This window comes from Bifidobacterium dolichotidis (assembly GCF_003951975.1).
Taxonomy (GTDB): domain Bacteria; phylum Actinomycetota; class Actinomycetes; order Actinomycetales; family Bifidobacteriaceae; genus Bifidobacterium; species Bifidobacterium dolichotidis.
The window spans coordinates 88546-109646 of sequence record NZ_QXGM01000003.1; the positions used below are offsets into that span (position 1 = coordinate 88546).

Consider the following 21101-nt stretch of genomic DNA (forward strand, 5'->3'; position numbering starts at 1 on the left):
GTGCGGAAGAACTGAAGAAGCCTAACGCAGCCGTAAAACGGCCACATAAACAAAAAACAGTTTTGGGCGCACGCTAGAAGACACCCAAAACTGTTTTCTGATGAACTGAAAGCTACTGAGCTTTCGTGAGATGCTGAAATCTCAGGACTGATTGATCTAACTCGTGAGTCTGAATCAGATCAAGTGCGAACGCATGAACCACTGGAACTGCTCAAGCTTCTGAACGTGGTCCTGCATGATGTTGGAGCTGACAACGTCGAGCTCATCGAGCTCCTTGATGGCCTGACGATCAGCCTTAATCCAAGCATCGTAATACTTGTCGAGCGCACGCAGGTAGTCAAGAGCATCCTGACGACCCGTCAGCTCGAACTTTGGCCAAGTGCGGAAGCGCAGCACGTCATCAGGACGGCCCTGTGGCGAGCCACCCATAGCAGCGATGCGCTCTGCAGTTTCGTCAGCCATATCCAGCACGTCGTCGACCTGAGGATCGATCATCTCGTGCACGGCGATGAAGTTTGGACCAGCCACGTTCCAGTGGCAGTGCTTCAGCACGAGAGCGCCAGCCTGCTCCTGGCTCAGGCGCTCCTGAAGAATGCCAATAGCCTTTTCAGATGTCGCTTCATCAAGACCTGGAATCGTGAAGTTAAGAGACATAATCGGTCCTTTCGTCTTTCGCCGTGCGTTCTCGCCGGCTTCTGATTTCAAATTACGGTCCGATTCAGAACGTTGTCTGAACGTTTTATGAAGAGTTCCCTTAATCTTCTGAGATTTTGCTGAAACGGCTGCGCTGAGTGCAGTTTTTGTTATTCAGTTTTGATTTCTGTGGTTGCAGCTGGATCTTGAGTCCTTTGGACTTCAACCGTTTCTATACGACGACCATCCACTTCGGTAATCGTCATCGTGCAGCCATCCTGCGGCAGCTCGAGTTTGTCACCAACTTCACCCATCTTGCCCGTGTGAGCAAGGAAGTAACCGGCAACGGTCTCGTATGGGCCATCTTCGAGCTCAATACCAGTCAAATCGTCGAAGTCTTCAATGGACATGCCACCAGCGATGCTGGCTACACCATTGACGAAGACCTGCTGTTCATCGGCTTCTGGGCTGGATTCTTCTGGAAGATCGTATTCATCGCGAATATCGCCAATAAGCTCTTCCATAAGATCTTCAAGCGTCACAATGCCGTCAGTGCCGCCGTATTCATCAATAACCACAGCCAAGTGGATACCGCGCTTACGCAGCAGCGACAGGCTTGGCAGCAGCTTTGACGTGCCTGGCAGCGAGATGCCATCGCGCGTTACATCGGCAACGGTGCGAGCTTCAGGGTTGCGAACATCAAGCAGATCGCGCACGTGCACGAAGCCTAAAATGTCATCGAAATCGCGACCCGAAACAGGGTAACGGGAGTATGGCTGCTCGCGCACGAATTCAGCAGCCTCTTCGATTGGCATGCTGCCTTCAAGGAAGACGACGTCTGCACGAGGACGCATAACCTCAGCAACAATCGTTTCGGAAGCGTCGAACACGTCGTCAAGAATCGTGCGCTCGTCCTTGGTCAGGTTCGTATTTGAGCTCACGAGCACGCGCAGCTCTTCGTCAGAAACTTCGCTTTCGGTTTCGTTTGGATCAAAGCCGAGCAAGCGAACCAGTCCATTCGTATTCTTAGCGATCAACCAAATAATTGGCTTGCAGACCGTTGCGAACACAGAAATTGCAGGTACCACAGCGCGAGCAATTTGCTCGTTCTTCTGCATAGCAATGCGCTTTGGTACCATCTCGGAAATAACGATCGAGCAGTACGAAATAATCAGCGTCAGCACAATCGTCGTCAGCGGGGCAGCAAGCGACTCTGGAACGCCCCAGCTTGCCACAACTGGCACCACATAAGGGGAAATTGACGATTCACCGAACGATGCAGACAGGAAGCCAGACAGCGTTACACCAATCTGCACTGTAGAAAGAAATGTATTTGGATCTCGCGCAATTTGTGCCACGCGAGCACCACGTGCATCCTCCTGCTCCATCTGATCAACTTGCGAACCTCGCAAAGAAACCAAGGCGAGTTCCGTACCGGCAAAAATAGAGCCGAGTAAAAGGAAGACGAAAATCAGAAGAATGTTTAAACCAAGAGACATAGCTTTAATTTAGCGGAAAATAATGGGAAATTGTTAATTATGCCAACAAATCTCTCTGCCAAAATGTTCCGCCAGCATGTTGGGTTGTGGCACAAAGATATTGTGGCGTTGAGGCGCATGGGAACGTCTATGGAATGCATGTGAGGCATCTGCGAAACGTTAGCTCGACATCTGCGAAACATCACCTAGATGCCTGTGGAACGTGCGTAGACGTCCTAGAAACGTGTGCCCAGCGTCGCAACTGAATTGAGATTTGTTGTATTGAGAGAAATACAGAAAAAGCTGCAGAGCAGGGGAGCTGAAAACGTGAGGATTTGAGTTGTTGAAGCGTATTTCCTCAACGTCCTCAAGAATTCAGCTCCGATGTTGCACAAGCTCAGCTCTGAATTTTCAGAAGTGCAGAACTTGCTCAGAAGTTCCGAATCTTTCAGAAGCTCAGTACTTCAACCAAGCCGTTGCTCATCTTGTAGCGGGCGCCCACAATCATGAGCTTCTCCTCGGCCAGAGCCTTACGAATTACTTCCGAACGCGTGACGAGCTGCTCAATAATGCGAGCGATATGCACCTGCTCGTACTCCTCATTCGTCGTTAGCTCAGCCATACGAGCTTGCCATACTGACATACCAACTTCGCGCAAAATAGACGATGACGAGGCCTCGATAATGCCGTCGAGATCATCCATAAATGTTTCGGCATGCTTGCCGGACTCGGTTTCGGTACGCTCAACAAGCTCGTCGAGCTCCTCGCAAGCCGCTTCAATAGCGGCGCAGTGCTCGTGACCCATAACTACGAGCAGCTTGACGTGCAGCTGCGTAATAGCGAGCTCAAGCGTTGAAATAACGGCGTCGTCGAGCATTGGGCCGGCCGTGCGAGTGACAAATAGATCACCAAGACCCGTATCAAAAACCAGCTCTGGAGCCACTCGCGAATCTGCGCACGTCAGCACTGCAGCGGCAGGATTCTGCGCTTCAACGAGTGTTTCACGGGAAACAGTGTCTTGATTTGGATGCTCCATCTTGCCTTCGCTGAAGCGACGGTTACCTGAGAGCAGGCGGTTCCAAATGCCGCTTGCTGTGGATTCGTCGTCCTCAAAGCTGGCAATTTCGCTGGCCTGCTCTTCAGCTGCAAGCGCTTGCGTTGCGTCGCGAGCTTGTGTGGCGTCAATAGAATCGTCGTCCAAGTCCTTCAGTTCATCATTGACTGATTGCTCGTCTGTCATGCTGTGGCCTCCGTTCCTTCGCATAGGTGACGCTCACTGTTCTGTGCGACCCACATTACGGGCAAAAACTGCTTAAAAACTGGAATCTTGCGTAAAGACGAGAAATATTTCCTATACCCCCTAAAAAAGTTTAAGCTGGTATTGCGGGAACCTTTACGAGGTTCCCAGCTGAGTTGCTAATAGTGAACGACTGACGACAAAGACCACGAAAGTGGCTTCGACTGAATTCACGATTGGAAGACACATGAAGCAATCGCGCAAGAATGTGATGCTTGGCGTTGTGCTGACAGCAACCCTGGTTGGATCTATAGGCACAGTAGTGGCGATGCAGTTTCCGCATGGGGGAGCGACTTCATCGCAGCATGGTGCCATGGGTCCGCAAGACATGAGTGGTCCGGAAGACCAGATGAATTCTGGTGGTCCGGGAGATTTAGCACGGGTTCCCGATGCTCAAGGCGCCACCACAATAACGGCTAACTCAACGAGCAAAGACATAACTCAGGCAACGTTGAACTCAACGACCGCCAACGAGAACGTCGTGCTCGTAACCGGTGATGTACGTGCTGTGCTTGACGGCGATGTACTGACCAAAACTGGTGATGCTGACGGTGATGATTCATCGAGCTTCTATGGGCGCAACTCAGCAATTTTGGTACAAAACGGTGCGCAAGCATCAATGAAGAACCTCATCGTTACCACTGATGCGGTAGGCGCTAATGGCGTCTTTAGCTACGGCGGCTCTAGTGGAATGAAGGGTTCTCCAAATTCTGGGGGTAATTATGTTCATGAAGGTCAACGTGGCTCTGGTGGTCAAGGTGGCACCAGCGCTCAGGATGGTAGTAAGGACGCCGATTCTTCATCGAGTTCTGGCGCGCTTCTAGAAATTGCAGACTCAACAATTACGACTAAGCAAGATGCCTCAGGCGGCATCATGGTTACTGGCGGTGGCGCCTTAAAGGCCACGAATCTTACGGTTTCAACTTCGGGTATGAGTAGTGCTGCTATTCGCTCTGATCGCGGTGGCGGCACACTCGAAGCCGAAGGTGGAACTTATTCGACGAGTGGCCAGGGTTCGCCAGCAATTTATTCGACTGCGGATATTACTGTGCGAAAAGCTCAGTTGACTTCTACAGCAAGTGAAGGCGCCATTATTGAGGGTAAGAATTCCATTACGCTCGATGCCGTCACGCTTGACGATGCGAATACAAAGCTGCACGGCCAGTCAACTACGCATAAGAACATCTTCTTATATCAATCGATGTCTGGTGACGCCGAAGAAGGCGTTGCTCGTTTTACTGCAAAGAACTCTTCGATCACTACGCATAACGGTGATGTGCTCTATGTGACGAATACACATGCGGCTATTGATCTAGAGAACAATACGTTTATTACGCACGACCAATCGGGCAACTTCTTACGAGTGCAACAAGACTCGTGGGGTAATAAGGGCTCGAACGGTGGCACTGTTGAAATGACACTGACGAATCAGCAAGCAGAAGGCAACATAGTTGTTGACAATATTTCAACGCTTGATCTTTCGCTGAAGAAAGGTAGCACGCTGAAGAGCGCGATTAATAGCAAGAATCAGGCTAAGAACATCGCGCTCAAGCTCTCTGCTGACTCGAAGCTCGTGCTCACAGGAGATACCTATGTACATTCGCTTTCTAATGAGGATGCATCGAATACCAATATTGCCTGCAATGGTCATTCGCTCTATGTCAACGGTAAGAAAGTCAAGTAAATCAAGGGATAAGAGGTTATAAATACCACGTGAAACATGGATGAGTGCTAGATAAGATTGTATATTTCACGTGAAACAAAAGAGAGTTGTGAGACGATATAAACGTCGTCACGTGAAACAATTTGACTTATCTTGCACCGTACAGAGGTATCTTGTGAAACATAAATAGAGCTCAGTTGTGGCCTATGTTGTCACGTGAAATATTGGTTGGCGTATGACCTGAAATCACGGCGGATATGTCACGTGAAATATGGCCGAGTATGCCACGTGGAACAAGTGCACTGCTGAGTAGGAGACTGGCTTCATCATGTGAAACTTACTCATATGATGAAGCCGGTTTTTGTGTTCTGGCTCATACGTTTTGTGTTTCTCTCTGTATCCTCTGTCTAGTGTGTTCTAGATCGGGCATTTCATCTTGTGAATTCAGTCTCGCGTATCCTAGTTTGTGCGTTCTATCACGTGTATTCCGTCTCGTACTCGACGTCCTGTTCGTTCTAGTTTCCTTGCCGTTATGCTTGGCGCTGTTTTGTTTTGCACTTCGGTTTGCTTATCCTGGTTGCTGTAATCACGCGACGAAGGATGAGTAATGCAGCAGAGCGAAGCACAGCAGGAGAGCCGACCAACGAAGTTCATTGATGTAGTTGGTGCTGCGATTGTGCGCGACGGTCTGGTGCTGTGCGGCCAGCGTGGTCCGGGTAAGTCATTGGCTGGTTTCTGGGAGTTCCCAGGCGGCAAAATTGAGGCGGGAGAGACGCCTCGAGAAGCCCTGCAACGCGAAATCGAAGAAGAATTGCGTTGCGAGATTCACGTGGATCAACTCGTGTGCTCGAGTGAGTACGACTACGATTTCGGCCACGTTCGCCTCACTACCTTCATCTGCCACCTGATTGACGGCACCCCTCATCTCACCGAGCACAAGGAAATTCGTTGGGTGCAACCGTCGCGTATGCCGGAGCTCAACTGGGCTCCCGTTGATGCTCGCGCTGTTGAGCTCATTTCAGCAATGAAATTCTGATTATCGATTACTGTGCAGCACACAAAGGCGGTTAAGCATGGTAGATGCAGTGGATGCGTACTGGCAGGACCCGTTACGAGTCTCAGAAGAATTCGATGGTGTTTCATCGAGTACTGGCCAAAATAGTGTTCGCCGTGCAATGCTTGCTGATGTTACTGCAGGATTCTTTGATCGTAATACTGAATCCACTGGAGCGTATGCACCAGTACTTATTGCTAATAGGCCCACCGGTGAGTCCATGGCTGACGCATTGAGCGAAGAGCTCAGGCAAAGTAAGTCGTTTGATATGTCTGTTGCGTTCGTTTCACCTGGTGCTATTCAGTCATTGCTGCAAGATTTCTACGATCACGCGAATAATCGAGAAACTAGACCAAGTCACATCATTACGTCGACGAAGAATTACTTTAACGATCCAAAGGCGTTCTGGCAGCTCTTTCATTTGCAGGAAGAAACCGGTATTGAAGTGCGTATTTGGAACGATACTTCTGCAGAGACTGCATCTGGTGCTGGATCACGAGGAGCTGCATTCCATCCAAAAGGTTATGTATTTTCACGACGAACAGTGCATGGCGAACCATATATCAATTTGTATGTTGGCAGCTCGAATCTCACTTCAATGGCATTACAGAAGCAGCGTGAATGGAATTTGCGCGTATCGTCGTTAGCCAATGGTGATCTTGTTCGTCAAGTACAAGCAGAAATTAAATCTCAGCTCAGCGATTCTGTACCACTGACGGACGAATGGATTGAGCAATACGAGCGCGAATTCGAGCAGTATAGGCCTCCAAGAAGGGAGCTGCTGGATCAGCAGAATAACCAGCCGATAGAGCCGAATAAAATGCAGCGAGAGGCTTTGGCGCGCCTAGCTGAGTTACGTGCGGATGGTGAGCATAAAGCAATTATTGTGTCGGCAACGGGCACGGGTAAAACCTATCTTTCGGCATTTGACGTGAAGGCTTATTTTGCTCAGCAGCAGGCCGAAAACGAAGATTTGGATTCTGCTGTACGTGCAGGATCCCACGTGGAACCAGTGGAACATGCAGATCAACACGTGGAACACGAGAACCGTCACGTGGAACAAGAGCCGCATCACGTGAAGCATACGGGTCGCATGCTGTATGTGGCACAGCAACAGCAAATTCTGCAATCTGCACGTAAGTCATATCAAAAAGTACTGGGCTGTGATGCCGATGAGCTTGGTCTGTTAAGTGGCACTAGTAAGCAATCAGATCGACGCATTGTATTTGCAACTGTGCAGACGCTATCCCAGCCTGAGGTATTGCAACAATTCGCATCAGATGAATTCGACTACATTCTGTTTGATGAAGTGCACCATGCGGCTGCGCCGACCTATCAACGAGTGATGGAGCACTTCTCTGGTGCTGATTTCATGCTCGGTATGACAGCAACGCCAGAGCGTACTGATGGTCTCAATATTTTTGAGTTGTTCGATTACAACATTGCGTTCGAGATCCGCCTGCAAAAGGCTTTGGATGAGGATATGTTGTGCCCGTTCCATTACTACGGTATTGCAGAATATTTGGGTGATGAAGACGAGGCTGGACAGCAGCATAGTATTGCTGTTTCTGAGTCCACGAGTAAGTCGCAGCATGCGCAGTTAACTTATGAAATTGAGCAATTAGCAAGTCCAGATCGTGTGGATTACATCATTGCTCAGTTGCGTAAATATGGCGAATTCCATACACCAGTGACTGGCTTAGTATTTTGCAGCTCTGTTGAAGAAGCGCATAAGCTTTCTGATCTGTTTAATGAACGATTTAATGAACAAGCAGAACGCAATTATCGTACTGCAGCCGTGACTGGGCGTAATTCTGATACTGAGCGTGCTGAGTTCATTCAACGATTAACCAATGGCGAGCTGGACTATTTGTTTACAGTGGATCTGTTCAACGAGGGCATTGATATTCCTCCTGTGAACCAGATCGTGATGTTGCGCAATACGCAATCAAGCATTGTGTTTACGCAGCAGTTAGGTCGTGGTCTGCGTAAGTTCCCGCAGAAGAGCAGCTGTACAGTTATTGATTTCATTGGTAACTACGCCAATAATTATCAGATCCCAATTGCGTTATATGGCAACAGCGGTAGCCAAGATGTGATTAAGGGGCATCTTCGCAGAAGAACTATTGGATTGTCTTCAATTAGCTTCGATCATATTGCGCGTGAACGCGTGCTTAAAGCAATTGATAAGGCCAATTTGTCGGCAGTACGATCGCTGCGTGAGCATTACCTCAATGTGCGATATGAATTAGGTCGCATCCCGATGTTGGTAGATATGTATCGTTATGACGATTCGTTGCCATATACGCTTGCATCGTGGAAAGACAGCTATTACACCTTCGTGTGTGCTGCTGAGAAATATTTAGAACATAAAAAGGGTGAGACGTCGTTCATTACGCAGCTGAAGCCGCTGAACAATCGTGAACAAGCCGTACTGAAGATGGCGACGGAAATTCTGTTGCAAGGCCTGCGACCGCAAGAGCTGGTAATTCTTGATGAACTGTGCGGAATTACGGGCGATAAGAAGGCATCACGATACATCACACGAGACGCAATTCAGGACCGCATTCAGCGAGAATACGCTTATTTGAATCTGACCGAAGAGCAGGCTGAGCTGCAGCTGAACTCGGCTCTTCGCGTGCTTTCTGGCGCGTATTTTGTTCAGGCAAACCGTAAACGTTTCGGCAATATGCCACTGGTTGTGAGCGCTGGAAATGGACGATACGAACTGAGCCCTGATTTTGCAGCAATGCTGGGGCAGAATGCAACGTTCCGTAAGTTCTTTGTGGACAATGTTCGCGTTGGATTACTGAAGTGCGAGGATCTGATTCAGCAGGCTTCGGCAATGCAACGGCAATTTGATGGGCTGTTCTTGTACGGGCATATGTATTCCGTCTGGGATGTGATGAGGCTATGCGGTTGGCAAGATGAGCATATTCCGCAGAATGTAGTCGGATACGAACTCAATACGCAGACCGGAAGCTTGCCGATTTTTGTGAAATATGATTCAAGTCCGTACGAGGATCGTTTTATTAATCGTCAAGAACTCCGCTGGTTTAGTCGTCCTGGCAGAAGTCTGGCATCGCCAGAATTCCAGTGGCTGCGGAGCGGAACGAATGCTGCTGAGAATGAGCTAGGACCTGACGGCAGTGAGATGGGTTATAGCGGCGTCGGAATGAGCTCGGGCGGCACTGGAATTCCTTCTAGCGAGTGGGAAGAAAAGCATTTCATCCCGCTATTTGTTGCGCGTGCAGCAACGGCCGAGAAAGAGAAGCGATATTACTACGTGGGGCGAGTAGATGCAGTTACTGATTCACGTGAAGTGGTGAAGGCTACAATGACTCCTGGTTTAACTACGCCAGAGAAGGCTGCAAATCTGCCGAAATCGGATGAGCAGAAGCTGCCGCGCTTTGTGCTTTCAACGTTGCATTTGGAGCGTCCGCTTGATCCGGAACTATTCCAGCACCTTATCGACGTCTGATGTATGAAAACAGTTCTCATGTTTCATAGTGATTTGTGGCGGAATTTTACGGGGTTACTGCTGAGCCATGGAAATCGTGAGAAGTTGAAGAATTATCGATAATCAGAATCATATAGATTGTTGAAATATCGCCAATTCTGATCGGTACTTTCCATGAGAATTGTGATTCAACTGCTCGATGTTGGTGCCCATTTAACACCCCCTAAATATCAAAATGCGAGAGTATGAATCTCAAAATATAAAAGAAAACGGTTCTGAACTGAAGCCCTTAAGGTCTGTTTCTGACGTCAATAACGTGGAAAATAGTTAGGACTTGCAGTGACGTAATTTAATGAAAAAGTGCGATGCTGAGAACGTTGGCAGGTTGAATCACTGTACAGTTGATATCAGCAAAGGGTTGTGAACTTTCTAGAGAAGAGGGACATGGAGACCAGCTCGCTGGCTCTGGACTACCGGATTCTCTGAAAAGTTTTTACCGTACAACTGACGGTAAGGCCGTTGCAAACCTATCCAAAACACTCACAGGCGTTCGATTAGAACAGCCGAGGACGACATCCTAGGGGGATCGCGTTCATGGAATATCTCAATCGCATGATTGGACTGTATGGATTTGTTCGGTGAAGACATAGCTAAGCAAAACAAAGCTGATATGTGCGGAGATGTTCTTTTTTCTCAACTAACCGCTGAGTTCAAAGAAAGCATTGAGCGGTTATCGTGCTTGACCTAAGCAAGGCAAGCGACTTAGTAATTTGCAGGAAACCCTATTGGGGGGAGGTTCCTGCGCCACTGTAAGGAATTAGATGAAGCAGTCAAATCTCTATACAGCAACGAAAACTCGCGCTCTAGCTGCATCTGCAGCCGCAGTTTCATTGGCGATGGTTACAGGTAGTTTGGCACTTTCTACAGGTGCGTTTGCGGCAACGGTGACGAATAATGACCATCCACATGGTATCGATCAGAATTTGATCCCAGCTTACGAGACCATGCCTCCTGTGGATGCGCAGAGGACAATTGATATTACGCAAGGACTCCGTGATTGGAGTCCAGATCTTTTGCTTGCTAAGGGTCTTGCTAACGATGATATGCATGCGTATACGGCCGATGATTATGCGCGGTGGAATTCCATCCCAGTAGACATGATTGCGCTCTATGGTGCATACGATGGAGAGTATCTGTATCTGATGTGGGAGATGTCGAATCCTACCGATGTTGTTGAACCAAACAATATCTGGGCATTGAATAATGGCAAGCTCAATGAGAGCACGACGCGTGATTACCCATTCTTTATTGTGATCAGTACGGATAACCAAAATAAGGATGCTCCGCCAACTGATAAGACTATTGAAAATAACGCTAAGACTGCTGACGGTAAGACTATTTGGGATTCAGGCAACGAATTTACGCAAGGTGCGACCAGCATTGTTGCTATTCACTCCAGCTTAGGTAATAAAGAGACCAAGATTTTCTATGGTGGTAAGTCTGGTTTGAACCCGGTGGGTGAAGATGCCGAGGCTACTGTGAATGCTGGTAGTGGTATTCTCCATGATTCTTCAGTGAATGGCCTTCTTGGATTCGGAAAATCTCGCAAGTCAACAGAAGTCCAGGATCCAAGTACGCAGAACAAGGTGATTGACCTCTCTACGGTGCATCACGATATTTCGAAGTACGACTTCCACTATCAGGTTCAGATTCCTTTGTCGAAGCTCGATACAACTGTCGATGACATTAAGGTGCATGGTCTTGGTGTTCAGGTTGTATCGACGTGCAGTGCGTTTAATGCAATAGGTACGGATTCTTTGCCATACGATATGGCGACGAAGACTGGTCTTGAAAAAGGTCATGGCAATGCAAAGTTCTCTGCGCCATTTGCCATACTGCAATAATTAAATTTGTAATTGCATATATAAAAGAGCCTTTCAGATAAGCAGAATACTTTATAACTTATAGAACTCATTGAGTCTAAAAAGTTATAGAGGAATGCTATCCGAAGGCTCTTTTCCATTTGTGGTTGTTGTTAATTACTTGATGTGAGCATCTATCTATATAGATGCTCTTTTTGTTATATGAATATTGATTTCGGTTTAGGCATTTTGGTGGGTGATGAAAGGGAGGTCTATTAATGAGCTTTATGTGTTGTGGCTGTGTCATGGTGACAATTTAGGGCTTAATGGAGAGGTTTTAGTATGAGCGAGATTTTGAAAAGTGCGCAAAAGAAAGTGTTTTCTGAGAAGACGAAAAAACAGTAATATACGGAAAACGTTTTGCAATATGGACATAAAAACACCCATAATCTGAGATTCTATTTACTGTGAGAATGGTAAAAACTATTGGAAATACTTATTTTTCGAATATGCGCAAAACCAGTTAACTTTATGTTCACTTACGATATGAATATATATCTTCACTTTCAGAATTATTCCTGTAATGTAGGGGGGTGCAAACAACGAAAGATTGGAACTCAGATAATCAGCGGTTAAGGGTGACTTTGGCCGAGATATCGAGAGCGAAAATACTTCATGATAAATCTCATGAAATCGTTGATTTACAAAGAATGAGTACTGCTGCGATATGTATGCGATGTCGAAACTTTGGGGGTTTCGAGATACGCAAGTATGTATCAGCAGTTTTAGGGGGATTGGCAAGCTAAAACAGCAATCAAAGGGAATTCTTCCCACCTTGCCCTTCCTCAGTGCCGATTTTTGCGGCAACAAGAGAGAAAGGAACTGTTGTGAGCAACACAACAAAGACCAATATCAAGAAAATTACTGCTCTGTCTCTTTCAGCGGCAACGCTTTTGGGTGCAGCCTTTGCTTCTTCATCTGCAATGGCAGGCAGCAGTAATGCAACATACAACCACTACTACGAAACGAAGCGCTCGACTGGTAGGGCTCCTGCTTCTTTCGAGTTCTCTAATCCTGGTACTTGGTCTAAAGACATGTTGATTGCCAAGGGTGTAGCAAATAATGATCCTCGCGTATACCTTGATGGTTCAAATTCAGTAGATGGAGACTCGCTGAATGAAAAGCCTACTGACATGTACGATCTGTACGGTACATATGACTCAAACTATCTGTATCTGCTGTGGGAAATGGTCAATGTGACCGATGAGCTTAGGCCGGAGGATGCAAGCAGGCAGAAGGCTTGTGATGATCCAAAGTATGACAATCCTATCTTTATTGCCTTCGACAATCATGTGGGAACCCATATTGGTAATAATGCAAAGTTGAAGAAGGGTGGCACTCTTTGGGATTCCCAGAATACTTGGGATACGAGCAAGGTTAACATTACTCACATTCTTGGTATGTCAAACCAAACGTCAAAGCTCAGTCATGAGCATATGTTCATTTACACGGGCGATCAGGGCGGTGTTTACGACTGGACGCCACCATGTGATGAGCGTACAGAAGCTCGTAGGATCGACGGCAACATTGCTGACGAAATCATTGGCATCAACGGTTTCAACACCACAGATTCGATAACGCGTAATACGGACGAGTGCTTCAAGGAAGAAGGCAATTATGTCAACTTCAAGAACACTAAGCACAGCTCGAACACCTATGACTACATGTATGCTGTGAAGATTCCTCTGGCATCTCTTGGCACCAATGCTCAGAATATGGACTCTGTGGGTATGGACGTCCAGGTTGTTTCTAGTGCACGTAATTTCACATCCCCAGGTGTGCAGTCGCTGCCATTTGATCGAACCACGATTGATGGTGCAGAGAAGTATGCAGATAACTTGGATAGGACGCGTTCTATGGCAGAGATCTCCATGAAGACGTTCTCTGTTCCATTTGCTTCGGTCGGCGGCCATAACTAAATCATTTCAGCACGCAGTGCCACTGCGTAGATGAATTGATAGCACTCGATTTGGGCTGTTGACTGTTGTGTTATCTCATATAGGCAATGGCCCATATAACTAGGCTCCTCTGAATACCTGATAATGGCGGTGTTCGGAGGAGCTTTTTACGTATATGCGATATGTTGCAATACTGCGACAAGATCATGCATTGCTATTGGAACTTGACTTCAGTTATGGAGTTTCATGGTGAGTTCGGTGTGATATGCTATCGCAAAACTGCAAACGTTTACTATTTGGACACATAAATGCAGAATTCCTTATATTTTGAGCACATTTATGATGCCCCCTAAACCGTTGGAATTACTATATTTACGATTCCTGCACAAACGTGAATTAACTTTCCATTAACCGTAGTTTTAGTTAGTTCACTTTTACAAATGATCTTGATCCTGTAATGTTATTTATGTCATCAACGCGGGGTTGAAGTTCGGACACTTGAAGAGATAGGGAATATCTTATCGAGATGTTAAGAACGAAACCATTCCAATGGTTTTCCCTATAGAAAGCGTTGAAAACATCAATTAAAACAGCGATTCCTATGTATGAGCGATCTCAAGTTCCGCGTGAACTGAATACGCAATATGCATGGAGTTATTAATTAGGGGTTGGCAAGTATTTTTCCTAATTTCTATTTGGGGGATAATTTCACTTTGCCATCTTTTGTGCCGATATTACGGCAACATGAGAGAAAGGAACGTTGTGTCCAACGCAACCAAAAATCTTAAGAAGGCCGCTGCTCTGTCTCTTTCTGTAGCAACTCTTCTTGGCACTGCATTCACTGCTTCTACTGCAATGGCAGGCGGTGGAACTCCGCAAAACCTTAATAACATTTATGAAACGAGGCGAACTGGCTACGTCGTTGGCGACGGCTTCGATTACAAAAATCCTTCAAACTGGAATCAGAATATGAAGATCTCTAGCGCTGTAGCAAACGACGACCCACGCGTTTATCTCAGTGGCTGGACCCCAAATAATGGTTGGCTCAACCCACTTTGGGAGAAGCCAATCGATATGTACGATCTGTATGGTGCTTACGATCATAACAACCTGTACCTGATGTGGGAAATGGTCGATGTGACCGATAAGCTCGATGCTTCGTATGCGTCTGATACAAAGCCTTGCGACGATGGTAGGTATGACGCTCCTATGTTTATTGCCGTCGATAACCATGGTGGCAAGAGCGGCGTGAAGAAGTATATTGGCAACCAAGCTAGGATGAAGGAAGATGGTTCTACTATCTGGAAGTCCCAGAATACTTGGGATACGAACCAGCTCGGCATTACTTCAATCATTGCTATGTCTAATCAGCGAAGCAAGATGAATGATAGAGAAGTCTGGAACTATGACGGTGACCAGGGTGGTCTGAATAAGACTGCATTCAACAAGCAGGGTATCGAGCCTCACATTATGGATACCAATATCGCTAACGATATTTACGGTTTTGCTGGTTACAAGGCCGATAAGCAGACTAATCGCTATCCAGATGAGTGCTACAACAAGAACAACTACTATGTTGACTACAAGTACAATGGCCATAATTGGGGCCAGCGTGATTACATGTACGCCATCAAGATTCCTCTGTGGACGCTGGATATGGACTTTAACAACATGAAGTCAAAGGGCGTTGATGTTCAGGTTGTCGCAGGCGCACTCCCTGGAAATGCTGCTGGCATTCAGTCTCTGCCATTCGATCACACCACGTTGCGTGATGCACAGCAGTACGCAAACAACATTGATACGAGGCGTTCGATGGCTGAAATTTCGCTGAAGAAGTTCACGGTTCCGTTCGCATCGGTTGGCGGCTGCTGAGTAAGTGGTTCATCATTGATACCACTGATTTAGGTGAGCTGACCTAACTACACAGACGTGGGCCGTTAAGACGTCCCCCTAAGTGTTAGCGGTCCATCTACTTAATCCCTTGAATACTTTGCAACAAGTATTCAAGGGATTTTTTGTTGTTTGAATACAAGAATTTGTATGTAGAGATTGTACAAGCTTTGTTGCTTAGCCTCTGATGCACACTCTTTCACAAATGCGCAATGAGTTGAGTGTGTTCAGCGGCATACAGACTGCCAGAACATACAGCTGTGCCCCGGTATTGGATTGCGGTGTGACATCCAACGCCGGGGTACAGGTTGTATTACTGAAGGCCGGCTATAACCGGGCCAGCTACGGCCGACCAGCTACAGCAGATCAGCAATGCGGCAATGCAGCTATAGCGAAGCAGCAATGCCGCAATGCAGCAAAGCAGCTATAGGATCAGCCCGTGTTCTGCAGGCCGGCTGCGACACCTGAAACGGTGCACAGAATCAGATATATGAATCCTGCCTGCTGGCTTTCGGATAGATCTTCCTTATCGACCCTCTTACGCAGCGAACGCAAAGCGAGCACCTGCGTCAGCGAGAGAGCATCCACATAAGGCGAGCGAATACGAATTGCCTGGCCAAGCACATGACGGTGCTGCAAAGGCCATTCATCGCCAACAATCTTGAGTACCCACTTACGCGTGAGCTCCATTTCGTTGAGGACCTTATCGCGCAGATCGTCGCGATCACCCAAAGCCAAGTACATCTTGGCAATGCGTTCATCGGTCTTCGTCAGCGACATTTCAATGTTGTCGATGAACGTAGAGAACAGAGGCCATTCCTTGTACGCACGCTGCAGCAGCTTGAGGTCGCCAACGGCCTCGCAAGCCGAACCAAGGCCATACCAAGCGGCCAGGTTAATGCGAGCCTGTGCCCAAGAGAAGATCCATGGAATTGTACGCAAATCGTCAAGCGACTTAGCACCAAGACCACGCTTTGCAGGGCGCGAACCGATTGGCAGCAGACCAATTTCGGTTAGAGGCGTCACGGTGGAGAACCATGGAGCGAAGCCATCGGTGTTCAGCAGATCCAGATAGCGAGCGTGCGAAGCAACATCGAGCTTTTCAGACAGCTCAGCGAACTCAGCCGTCATATCGGTGTTACGCTTCTCAACGCTTGGTGCCGACTGCAGCAGAGTTGCAGCAGCAACTGACTCCACGTGGCGAATTGCCAGCACAGGGTTACCGTAACGAGCGAAAATAACCTCGCCCTGCTCAGTGAGCTTGAAGCGGCACTTCACCGAACCAGCTGGCTGAGCCAGCACAGCACGGTTTGCAGGACCGCCACCGCGGCCCACAGCGCCACCACGGCCGTGGAACAGCGTCAGATCAATGTCGTTCCTCTCAGCCCACTCAGCAATGCGCTTCTGTGCAGCATGCAAAGCCAGTGTGGCTGAAGTTGGACCAGCGTCCTTCGACGAATCTGAGTAGCCCAACATAACTTCCATCTTGCGGCCAGTCTGCTTCAAGCGAGCCTGAACCTCTGGAATCTTGAGCATTTCGTCGAGCACAGTTACCGAATTCTCAAGATCCTCAAGCTGCTCGAACAGTGGGATCACATCAATAACTGGGCAGTCGGCTGGGTTTGCGAACGACATACGATTGAGCTCGTACACATCGCGCACGTTCTGTGCACTCTTCGTGAACGAAATAATGTAACGGCGAGCAGCCTTTACACCATTGCGCTTCTGAATAGCACCCAGAGCACGGAAGGTATCAAGCACTTCGTGCGTCATTGGCTGCAGTTCACCACGTTCGCCATGCAGACCATGCTCGCGAATATCGGCAAGAGCACGAGCATGCACAACAGAGTGCTGACGGAACTCCATTTCGACCATGTGGAAGCCGAAGGTTTCGGCCTGCCAAATCAGGTCCTGCAGAGGACCATACGCAGCGCGGCGAGCACCAGCTTCAGCCAGCGAACGCTGCACAATGCGCAGATCGGCAATGAAGTCATCGCACGAGTGATACATCAGATCGGTATCGCGCTTAATCGTGTAATGCAGACGATCAGCCATAACGAGCAGCACTGCACGATGCAGTTCCTTCGTAGAAATCAGGCTTGCCTTGCTTGTAAGGCGCTCACTGACTTCCTTCTGCTGATTCCACATTTGACGCAGTTCTGCGCTAGGTGGCGTCGTTTCCGACTCCACAGTCATATTGCGACCAATTGTGCGCGTCGACTCTTCAAGAGCGGCAATCACATGATCGCTGAACTTGCGTGCAACCTGGCGGCTGACCTTAGCGGTGACGTTAGGGTTACCATCGCGGTCAGAACCAATCCACGATCCTGCATGGAAGAATGCAGGGCATTCAGGTGGAACAAGACCAGCTTCGTCACCAAGCACCCAGTCATCGAAACGGCGGTACACCATTGGAATCGTGCGGAACAACGTGTTGTCGAAGATGTCCAAAATAGTGTCGGCCTCTTCAACTGGCGTTGGCTTCTTGAGTGCAATTGGTGAGGTGCGGAACAGTGCATCGATCTCGTTGTACAAGCGACGCATGTTCTCTTTGCGGTCCGATCCACCAAGCTGATTGTTGGCTTCAAGCAGCACAGCAATGCGGCGAATCTTACCTTCCACTGCCTTACGACGAGCTTCAGTTGGATGTGCCGTGAACACAGGACGGAACTCAAGCCTGTTGAGCAGCTCCTTGGACTTCGCAGGACCAACTTCAGCCAGCAACTGATGGTAGGCCTTCGTCATGGCGTTGACAGGATCAACAGCCATCGAATCGTCTACCTCAGATTCGCGCTTGTGCAGAACGGAAACTCGATAGTTTTCCTCGCACAAGTTGGCAAGGTGGAAATAGGTGGTGAAAGCACGTGCGAGCAGCTGAGCATCATGCAAATTCATGACGTCAATCGTGCGCACAGCATTTTCTAGATCATCTTGATCTGGATTCGTGTCCGTAAGAATGCCAGTGAATCGTTCAGCACTGGCGTCCACTGCGTAACCACGTACCGTATCGAATTGCGACAATAAATTCTCGTCAAATTCTTTGAGTACCTGACGCAAAATATCGAGACACAGATCCATGTCTGATTTGAGTGAAACCGGCAGCTCCTGTTCCTCTACAGCAACAGGCGCGGTCGCGGATCTTGACTCGGATCGAGTCATATTGTTGACCTCCTCCTAACCAAACATCAGGTTGCTCGGTCTTCAGACGCTCCGCGGCTCCTCCGCGGTTGTTGCGTTCTGACGTTGCGAGCCCACAGCCCTAGTTCAGTTTCAGTGCAACGTACGTTTCGCTCGGACGATGTTTTTGTTGTAATTTTTTATTTATTTTTCGATTACAACAGTCGCACGTTCGTGCAAACGCATGTGCGGCCATTGTAAGCCCCTTCATGTTTCTTCAGTCTCATTACGATCGCTCAGGGTCGAACTTTGAGACGTCCACAGAAAATGTTCACTATGTGAGACTCAATGGGTTAATCATTGAAGCCCACAGTGAGGTATTGCATTTGACGTACGGCAAGCGATGACGTACTGACAAAAATCCTTTAATAATGAAATCAAAAGCCAGATTGTTAGGCAAGAGAATTACAACTGAGTTGTACATAGTGAGAACAGCAACGCAACTTGAGCTGAACTCAGGAGAGACAAAACTCAGATGAATAAAGCGCATTTTAACGGGCAGCGAGGGGCGGCGGCCGTCCATAAATATCACACGCATTCGGTGCCGCTCGACATTGACGACATTACGGCAGACTGGGATAAACCGCTGAATGAAGCGGGAATTGCGGCGAAAACGAGCGTGATTGTGCGCGTGGGCATGCTGGATCTTTCGGCAGGCACGGGATCGTTCCGCGTGCGCGAAATGATGCATCGTATTGCGTATCCGCTGGGCATGCATGTGAGCGCCGACGTGAGTTTGACGGATTTGCAGGCTACGTGTTCCGATAAATCGTCGCGTATTACTGAAGTGATTAATTTGCCAACAACGGGCGTTAATACTGAGCGCATCTGGCTGCTCGAGCATTTTGCGGATTGGTTTAGCGTCAACCTTGGCTCGGGCGCTATGTATCACTCGCAAACCAAGGTGTCGGACGGCTTAATGCAGCATCTTGATCAGCCTGATGCCTCGCAGGTTTCGGCAAAACTTTCGAAGCAGCTGCGCGAAACTGGCGAGATTACAGGGGAGTCTGCTGAGGCTACGGGAACAGATGTGGAGTCTTCGGAAGCAGTTGCAGGGGCTGTAGAGACGGCTGCGGGTGCTGTAGAAGCAGCCGTAGATTCTGCAGAAGCAGCAGAGACTCCTAATGTTGCTCAGGGTGCTAACGCTGCAAGCGATGTTGCGCCAGTGAATTCGTATGTGCTTGATGCTTTGGAAGAAGCAAATAAGCAATACGACGAAGAGGGTACGCGTGCTAAGCATTTGCATGAGCGCGAGGGCGCTGAGGCAAGGCAAGAGCGTTTGAAGGCTTTGCAGCAGGCACGTGCCAATGGCAAGGCTGCTGCGGCTAAAGCTAAGGCGAAAGGTGCAGCAGGTATGACCTCGGCTGCAGCTTCGAATCCGACTGTGTCTTCTACCGAGGTGCCTGCGAAGCCAGTAAAGGCGCCAATTACGGTTCGTCAGGCTCATGAACGACTCGATATGATTGAGCGTCGTAAACCGTTGTATTCGCCTTGGTTTTCTGGTTTTGCTGCGGCTGTTGCTTGCGCATCCTTCGTGTTCTTGCTCGGCGGCAATTATCTTGACATGATTGGCGCTTTTGTTGGCGCTGGTTTGGGCCAGTGGTTGCGTCGTAAGCTGTTCGCACATCGTTTGAATCAGTTCTTTGTCACGTTCATTGTGGTGGCTGTGGCTGCTATTGCTTGTGAGGCAACGCTTAAGGGCATAGGCATATTTGTGCCAAGCGCCTTGCATAGAGATACGGCTTATATTGGCGCCATGCTGTTTGTGATTCCAGGCTTCCCACTGATTACTGGCGGCTTGGATATGGCCAAAATTGATTTCCCATCAGGCGTGCAACGCATTGCTTATGTGTGCTGCATTATTTTGATGGCAACATTGGCTGGCTGGATTGTGGCTTCGGCTGTGCATTTGAGCCCAAGCGGATTTGATCGTATGGAGCTCAATCCTTGGCTTGTGGCTGCATTGCGAGCAGTGTTCTCGTTCCTTGGAGTCTGGGGCTTCTCGGTGCTGTTCAATTCACCGCAGCGTATGTGCTTGGTCGCCGCAACCATTGGCATGATCGCGAACACGATTCGCCTCGAAAGCATTACCTATGGCATGTCTCCAGAGCTGGCTGCTCTGATCTGCGCAACGCTTGCTGGTCTGCTGGCAACGGTTTGGCGCAGCTCGGTTCGTAAGGGATTGCTGGCACCACATTTGGGATATCCACGTATTTGCTTAACCGTGCCATCGATTGTGATCATGGTTCCTGGCTTGTATATGTATCAGGCCATGTACGAGCTTGGTCAATTCAATACCTTGCCAGCTCTGAACTGGTGCTTCCGCGCATTTATGGTCATTATCTGTTTGCCAATTGGCTTGGCTATGGCCCGCGTTATCACCGATCGTTCGTGGCGATACGACGAGTAATTCAGTGCGAAATATATTTCGAGGGCTCCTTCGTGTGCCTCTCTGCCGATTATCTGGTGGAGTTGCACGGGAAGGGGCCTTTTACGTGCGATTCCACCAGGTACGTGGTAGTTCTGCATGCAAAGAGGCGAAAATAGCAAGAATTATGCATTGATGTGCAAACCCACCAGTTACGTGGTGGGTTTGCACTTTTAGATAGTCTTCGCGTGCAAGTGCACC

Annotated in this window: 10 protein-coding genes and 1 pseudogene; 7 read left to right on the forward strand and 4 right to left on the reverse strand. The window is 48.4% G+C overall.

All coding sequences use genetic code 11. From position 1 onward, the window contains the following. Positions 1–174: 174 nt before the first annotated feature. The 3 genes from D2E26_RS06990 to D2E26_RS07000 all read right to left on the reverse strand — a co-directional run bounded on the left by D2E26_RS06990 (position 175) and on the right by D2E26_RS07000 (position 3183). Entirely contained in the window at positions 175–654 is a 480-nt protein-coding gene (locus D2E26_RS06990; RefSeq protein WP_125964013.1) for a Dps family protein, read from the reverse strand. Between the two features lie 149 nt (positions 655–803). Then, positions 804–2132: a hemolysin family protein gene (locus tag D2E26_RS06995; RefSeq protein ID WP_125964014.1), complete on the reverse strand. Its 1329-nt coding sequence runs from the start codon at positions 2130–2132 to the stop codon at positions 804–806. A gap of 427 nt (positions 2133–2559) precedes the next feature. Then, positions 2560–3183, reverse strand: coding sequence for a carbonic anhydrase (locus D2E26_RS07000; protein ID WP_338142129.1), 624 nt, complete (start codon positions 3181–3183; stop codon positions 2560–2562). A gap of 412 nt (positions 3184–3595) precedes the next feature. On the opposite strand from D2E26_RS07000, the gene D2E26_RS07005 reads away from it, so the two are divergent. The 6 genes from D2E26_RS07005 (at position 3596) to D2E26_RS07030 (ending at position 15277) form a co-directional block, all read left to right on the forward strand. After that, a complete protein-coding gene (locus tag D2E26_RS07005) occupies positions 3596–5092 on the forward strand; it encodes a hypothetical protein (RefSeq protein ID WP_125964018.1) in 1497 nt (498 codons plus the stop codon). 586 nt (positions 5093–5678) lie between these two features. Further along, positions 5679–6107, forward strand: a complete 429-nt coding sequence (locus tag D2E26_RS07010) for a (deoxy)nucleoside triphosphate pyrophosphohydrolase (RefSeq protein WP_125964020.1) — start codon at positions 5679–5681, stop codon at positions 6105–6107. 37 nt (positions 6108–6144) lie between these two features. Beyond that, the gene (locus tag D2E26_RS07015) at positions 6145–9606 is read left to right on the forward strand and encodes a DUF3427 domain-containing protein (RefSeq protein ID WP_125964022.1); all 3462 of its coding nucleotides are present in this window, start codon (positions 6145–6147) and stop codon (positions 9604–9606) included. 800 nt (positions 9607–10406) lie between these two features. Then, complete coding sequence (locus D2E26_RS07020; protein ID WP_125964024.1) at positions 10407–11489, forward strand: hypothetical protein; 1083 nt, start codon at positions 10407–10409, stop codon at positions 11487–11489. An 845-nt stretch (positions 11490–12334) separates the two neighbouring features. Beyond that, positions 12335–13426, forward strand: a complete 1092-nt coding sequence (locus tag D2E26_RS07025) for a hypothetical protein (protein ID WP_125964026.1) — start codon at positions 12335–12337, stop codon at positions 13424–13426. Positions 13427–14167: 741 nt separating this feature from the next. Beyond that, positions 14168–15277, forward strand: a complete 1110-nt coding sequence (locus D2E26_RS07030; protein ID WP_125964027.1) for a DUF4179 domain-containing protein — start codon at positions 14168–14170, stop codon at positions 15275–15277. A gap of 450 nt (positions 15278–15727) precedes the next feature. On the opposite strand, the pseudogene D2E26_RS07035 reads toward D2E26_RS07030, so the two are convergent. Continuing rightward, a pseudogene (locus tag D2E26_RS07035) lies at positions 15728–18409 on the reverse strand (phosphoenolpyruvate carboxylase); the annotation flags it as partial. Positions 18410–18947: 538 nt separating this feature from the next. On the opposite strand from D2E26_RS07035, the gene D2E26_RS07040 reads away from it, so the two are divergent. Further along, positions 18948–20882, forward strand: coding sequence for a threonine/serine exporter family protein (locus D2E26_RS07040; protein WP_125964031.1), 1935 nt, complete (start codon positions 18948–18950; stop codon positions 20880–20882). Positions 20883–21101: the final 219 nt, after the last annotated feature.

What these genes read in the sequence shown, in the direction of transcription:
- D2E26_RS06990 (WP_125964013.1), bottom strand. Translation starts at nt 654, where the DNA reads ATGTCTCTTAACTTCACGATTCCAGGTCTTGATGAAGCGACATCTGAA.
- D2E26_RS07010 (WP_125964020.1), top strand. Translation starts at nt 5,679, where the DNA reads ATGCAGCAGAGCGAAGCACAGCAGGAGAGCCGACCAACGAAGTTCATT.
- D2E26_RS07040 (WP_125964031.1), top strand. Translation starts at nt 18,948, where the DNA reads ATGAATAAAGCGCATTTTAACGGGCAGCGAGGGGCGGCGGCCGTCCAT.
- D2E26_RS07015 (WP_125964022.1), top strand. Translation starts at nt 6,145, where the DNA reads ATGGTAGATGCAGTGGATGCGTACTGGCAGGACCCGTTACGAGTCTCA.
- D2E26_RS07020 (WP_125964024.1), top strand. Translation starts at nt 10,407, where the DNA reads ATGAAGCAGTCAAATCTCTATACAGCAACGAAAACTCGCGCTCTAGCT.
- D2E26_RS07005 (WP_125964018.1), top strand. Translation starts at nt 3,596, where the DNA reads ATGAAGCAATCGCGCAAGAATGTGATGCTTGGCGTTGTGCTGACAGCA.
- D2E26_RS06995 (WP_125964014.1), bottom strand. Translation starts at nt 2,132, where the DNA reads ATGTCTCTTGGTTTAAACATTCTTCTGATTTTCGTCTTCCTTTTACTC.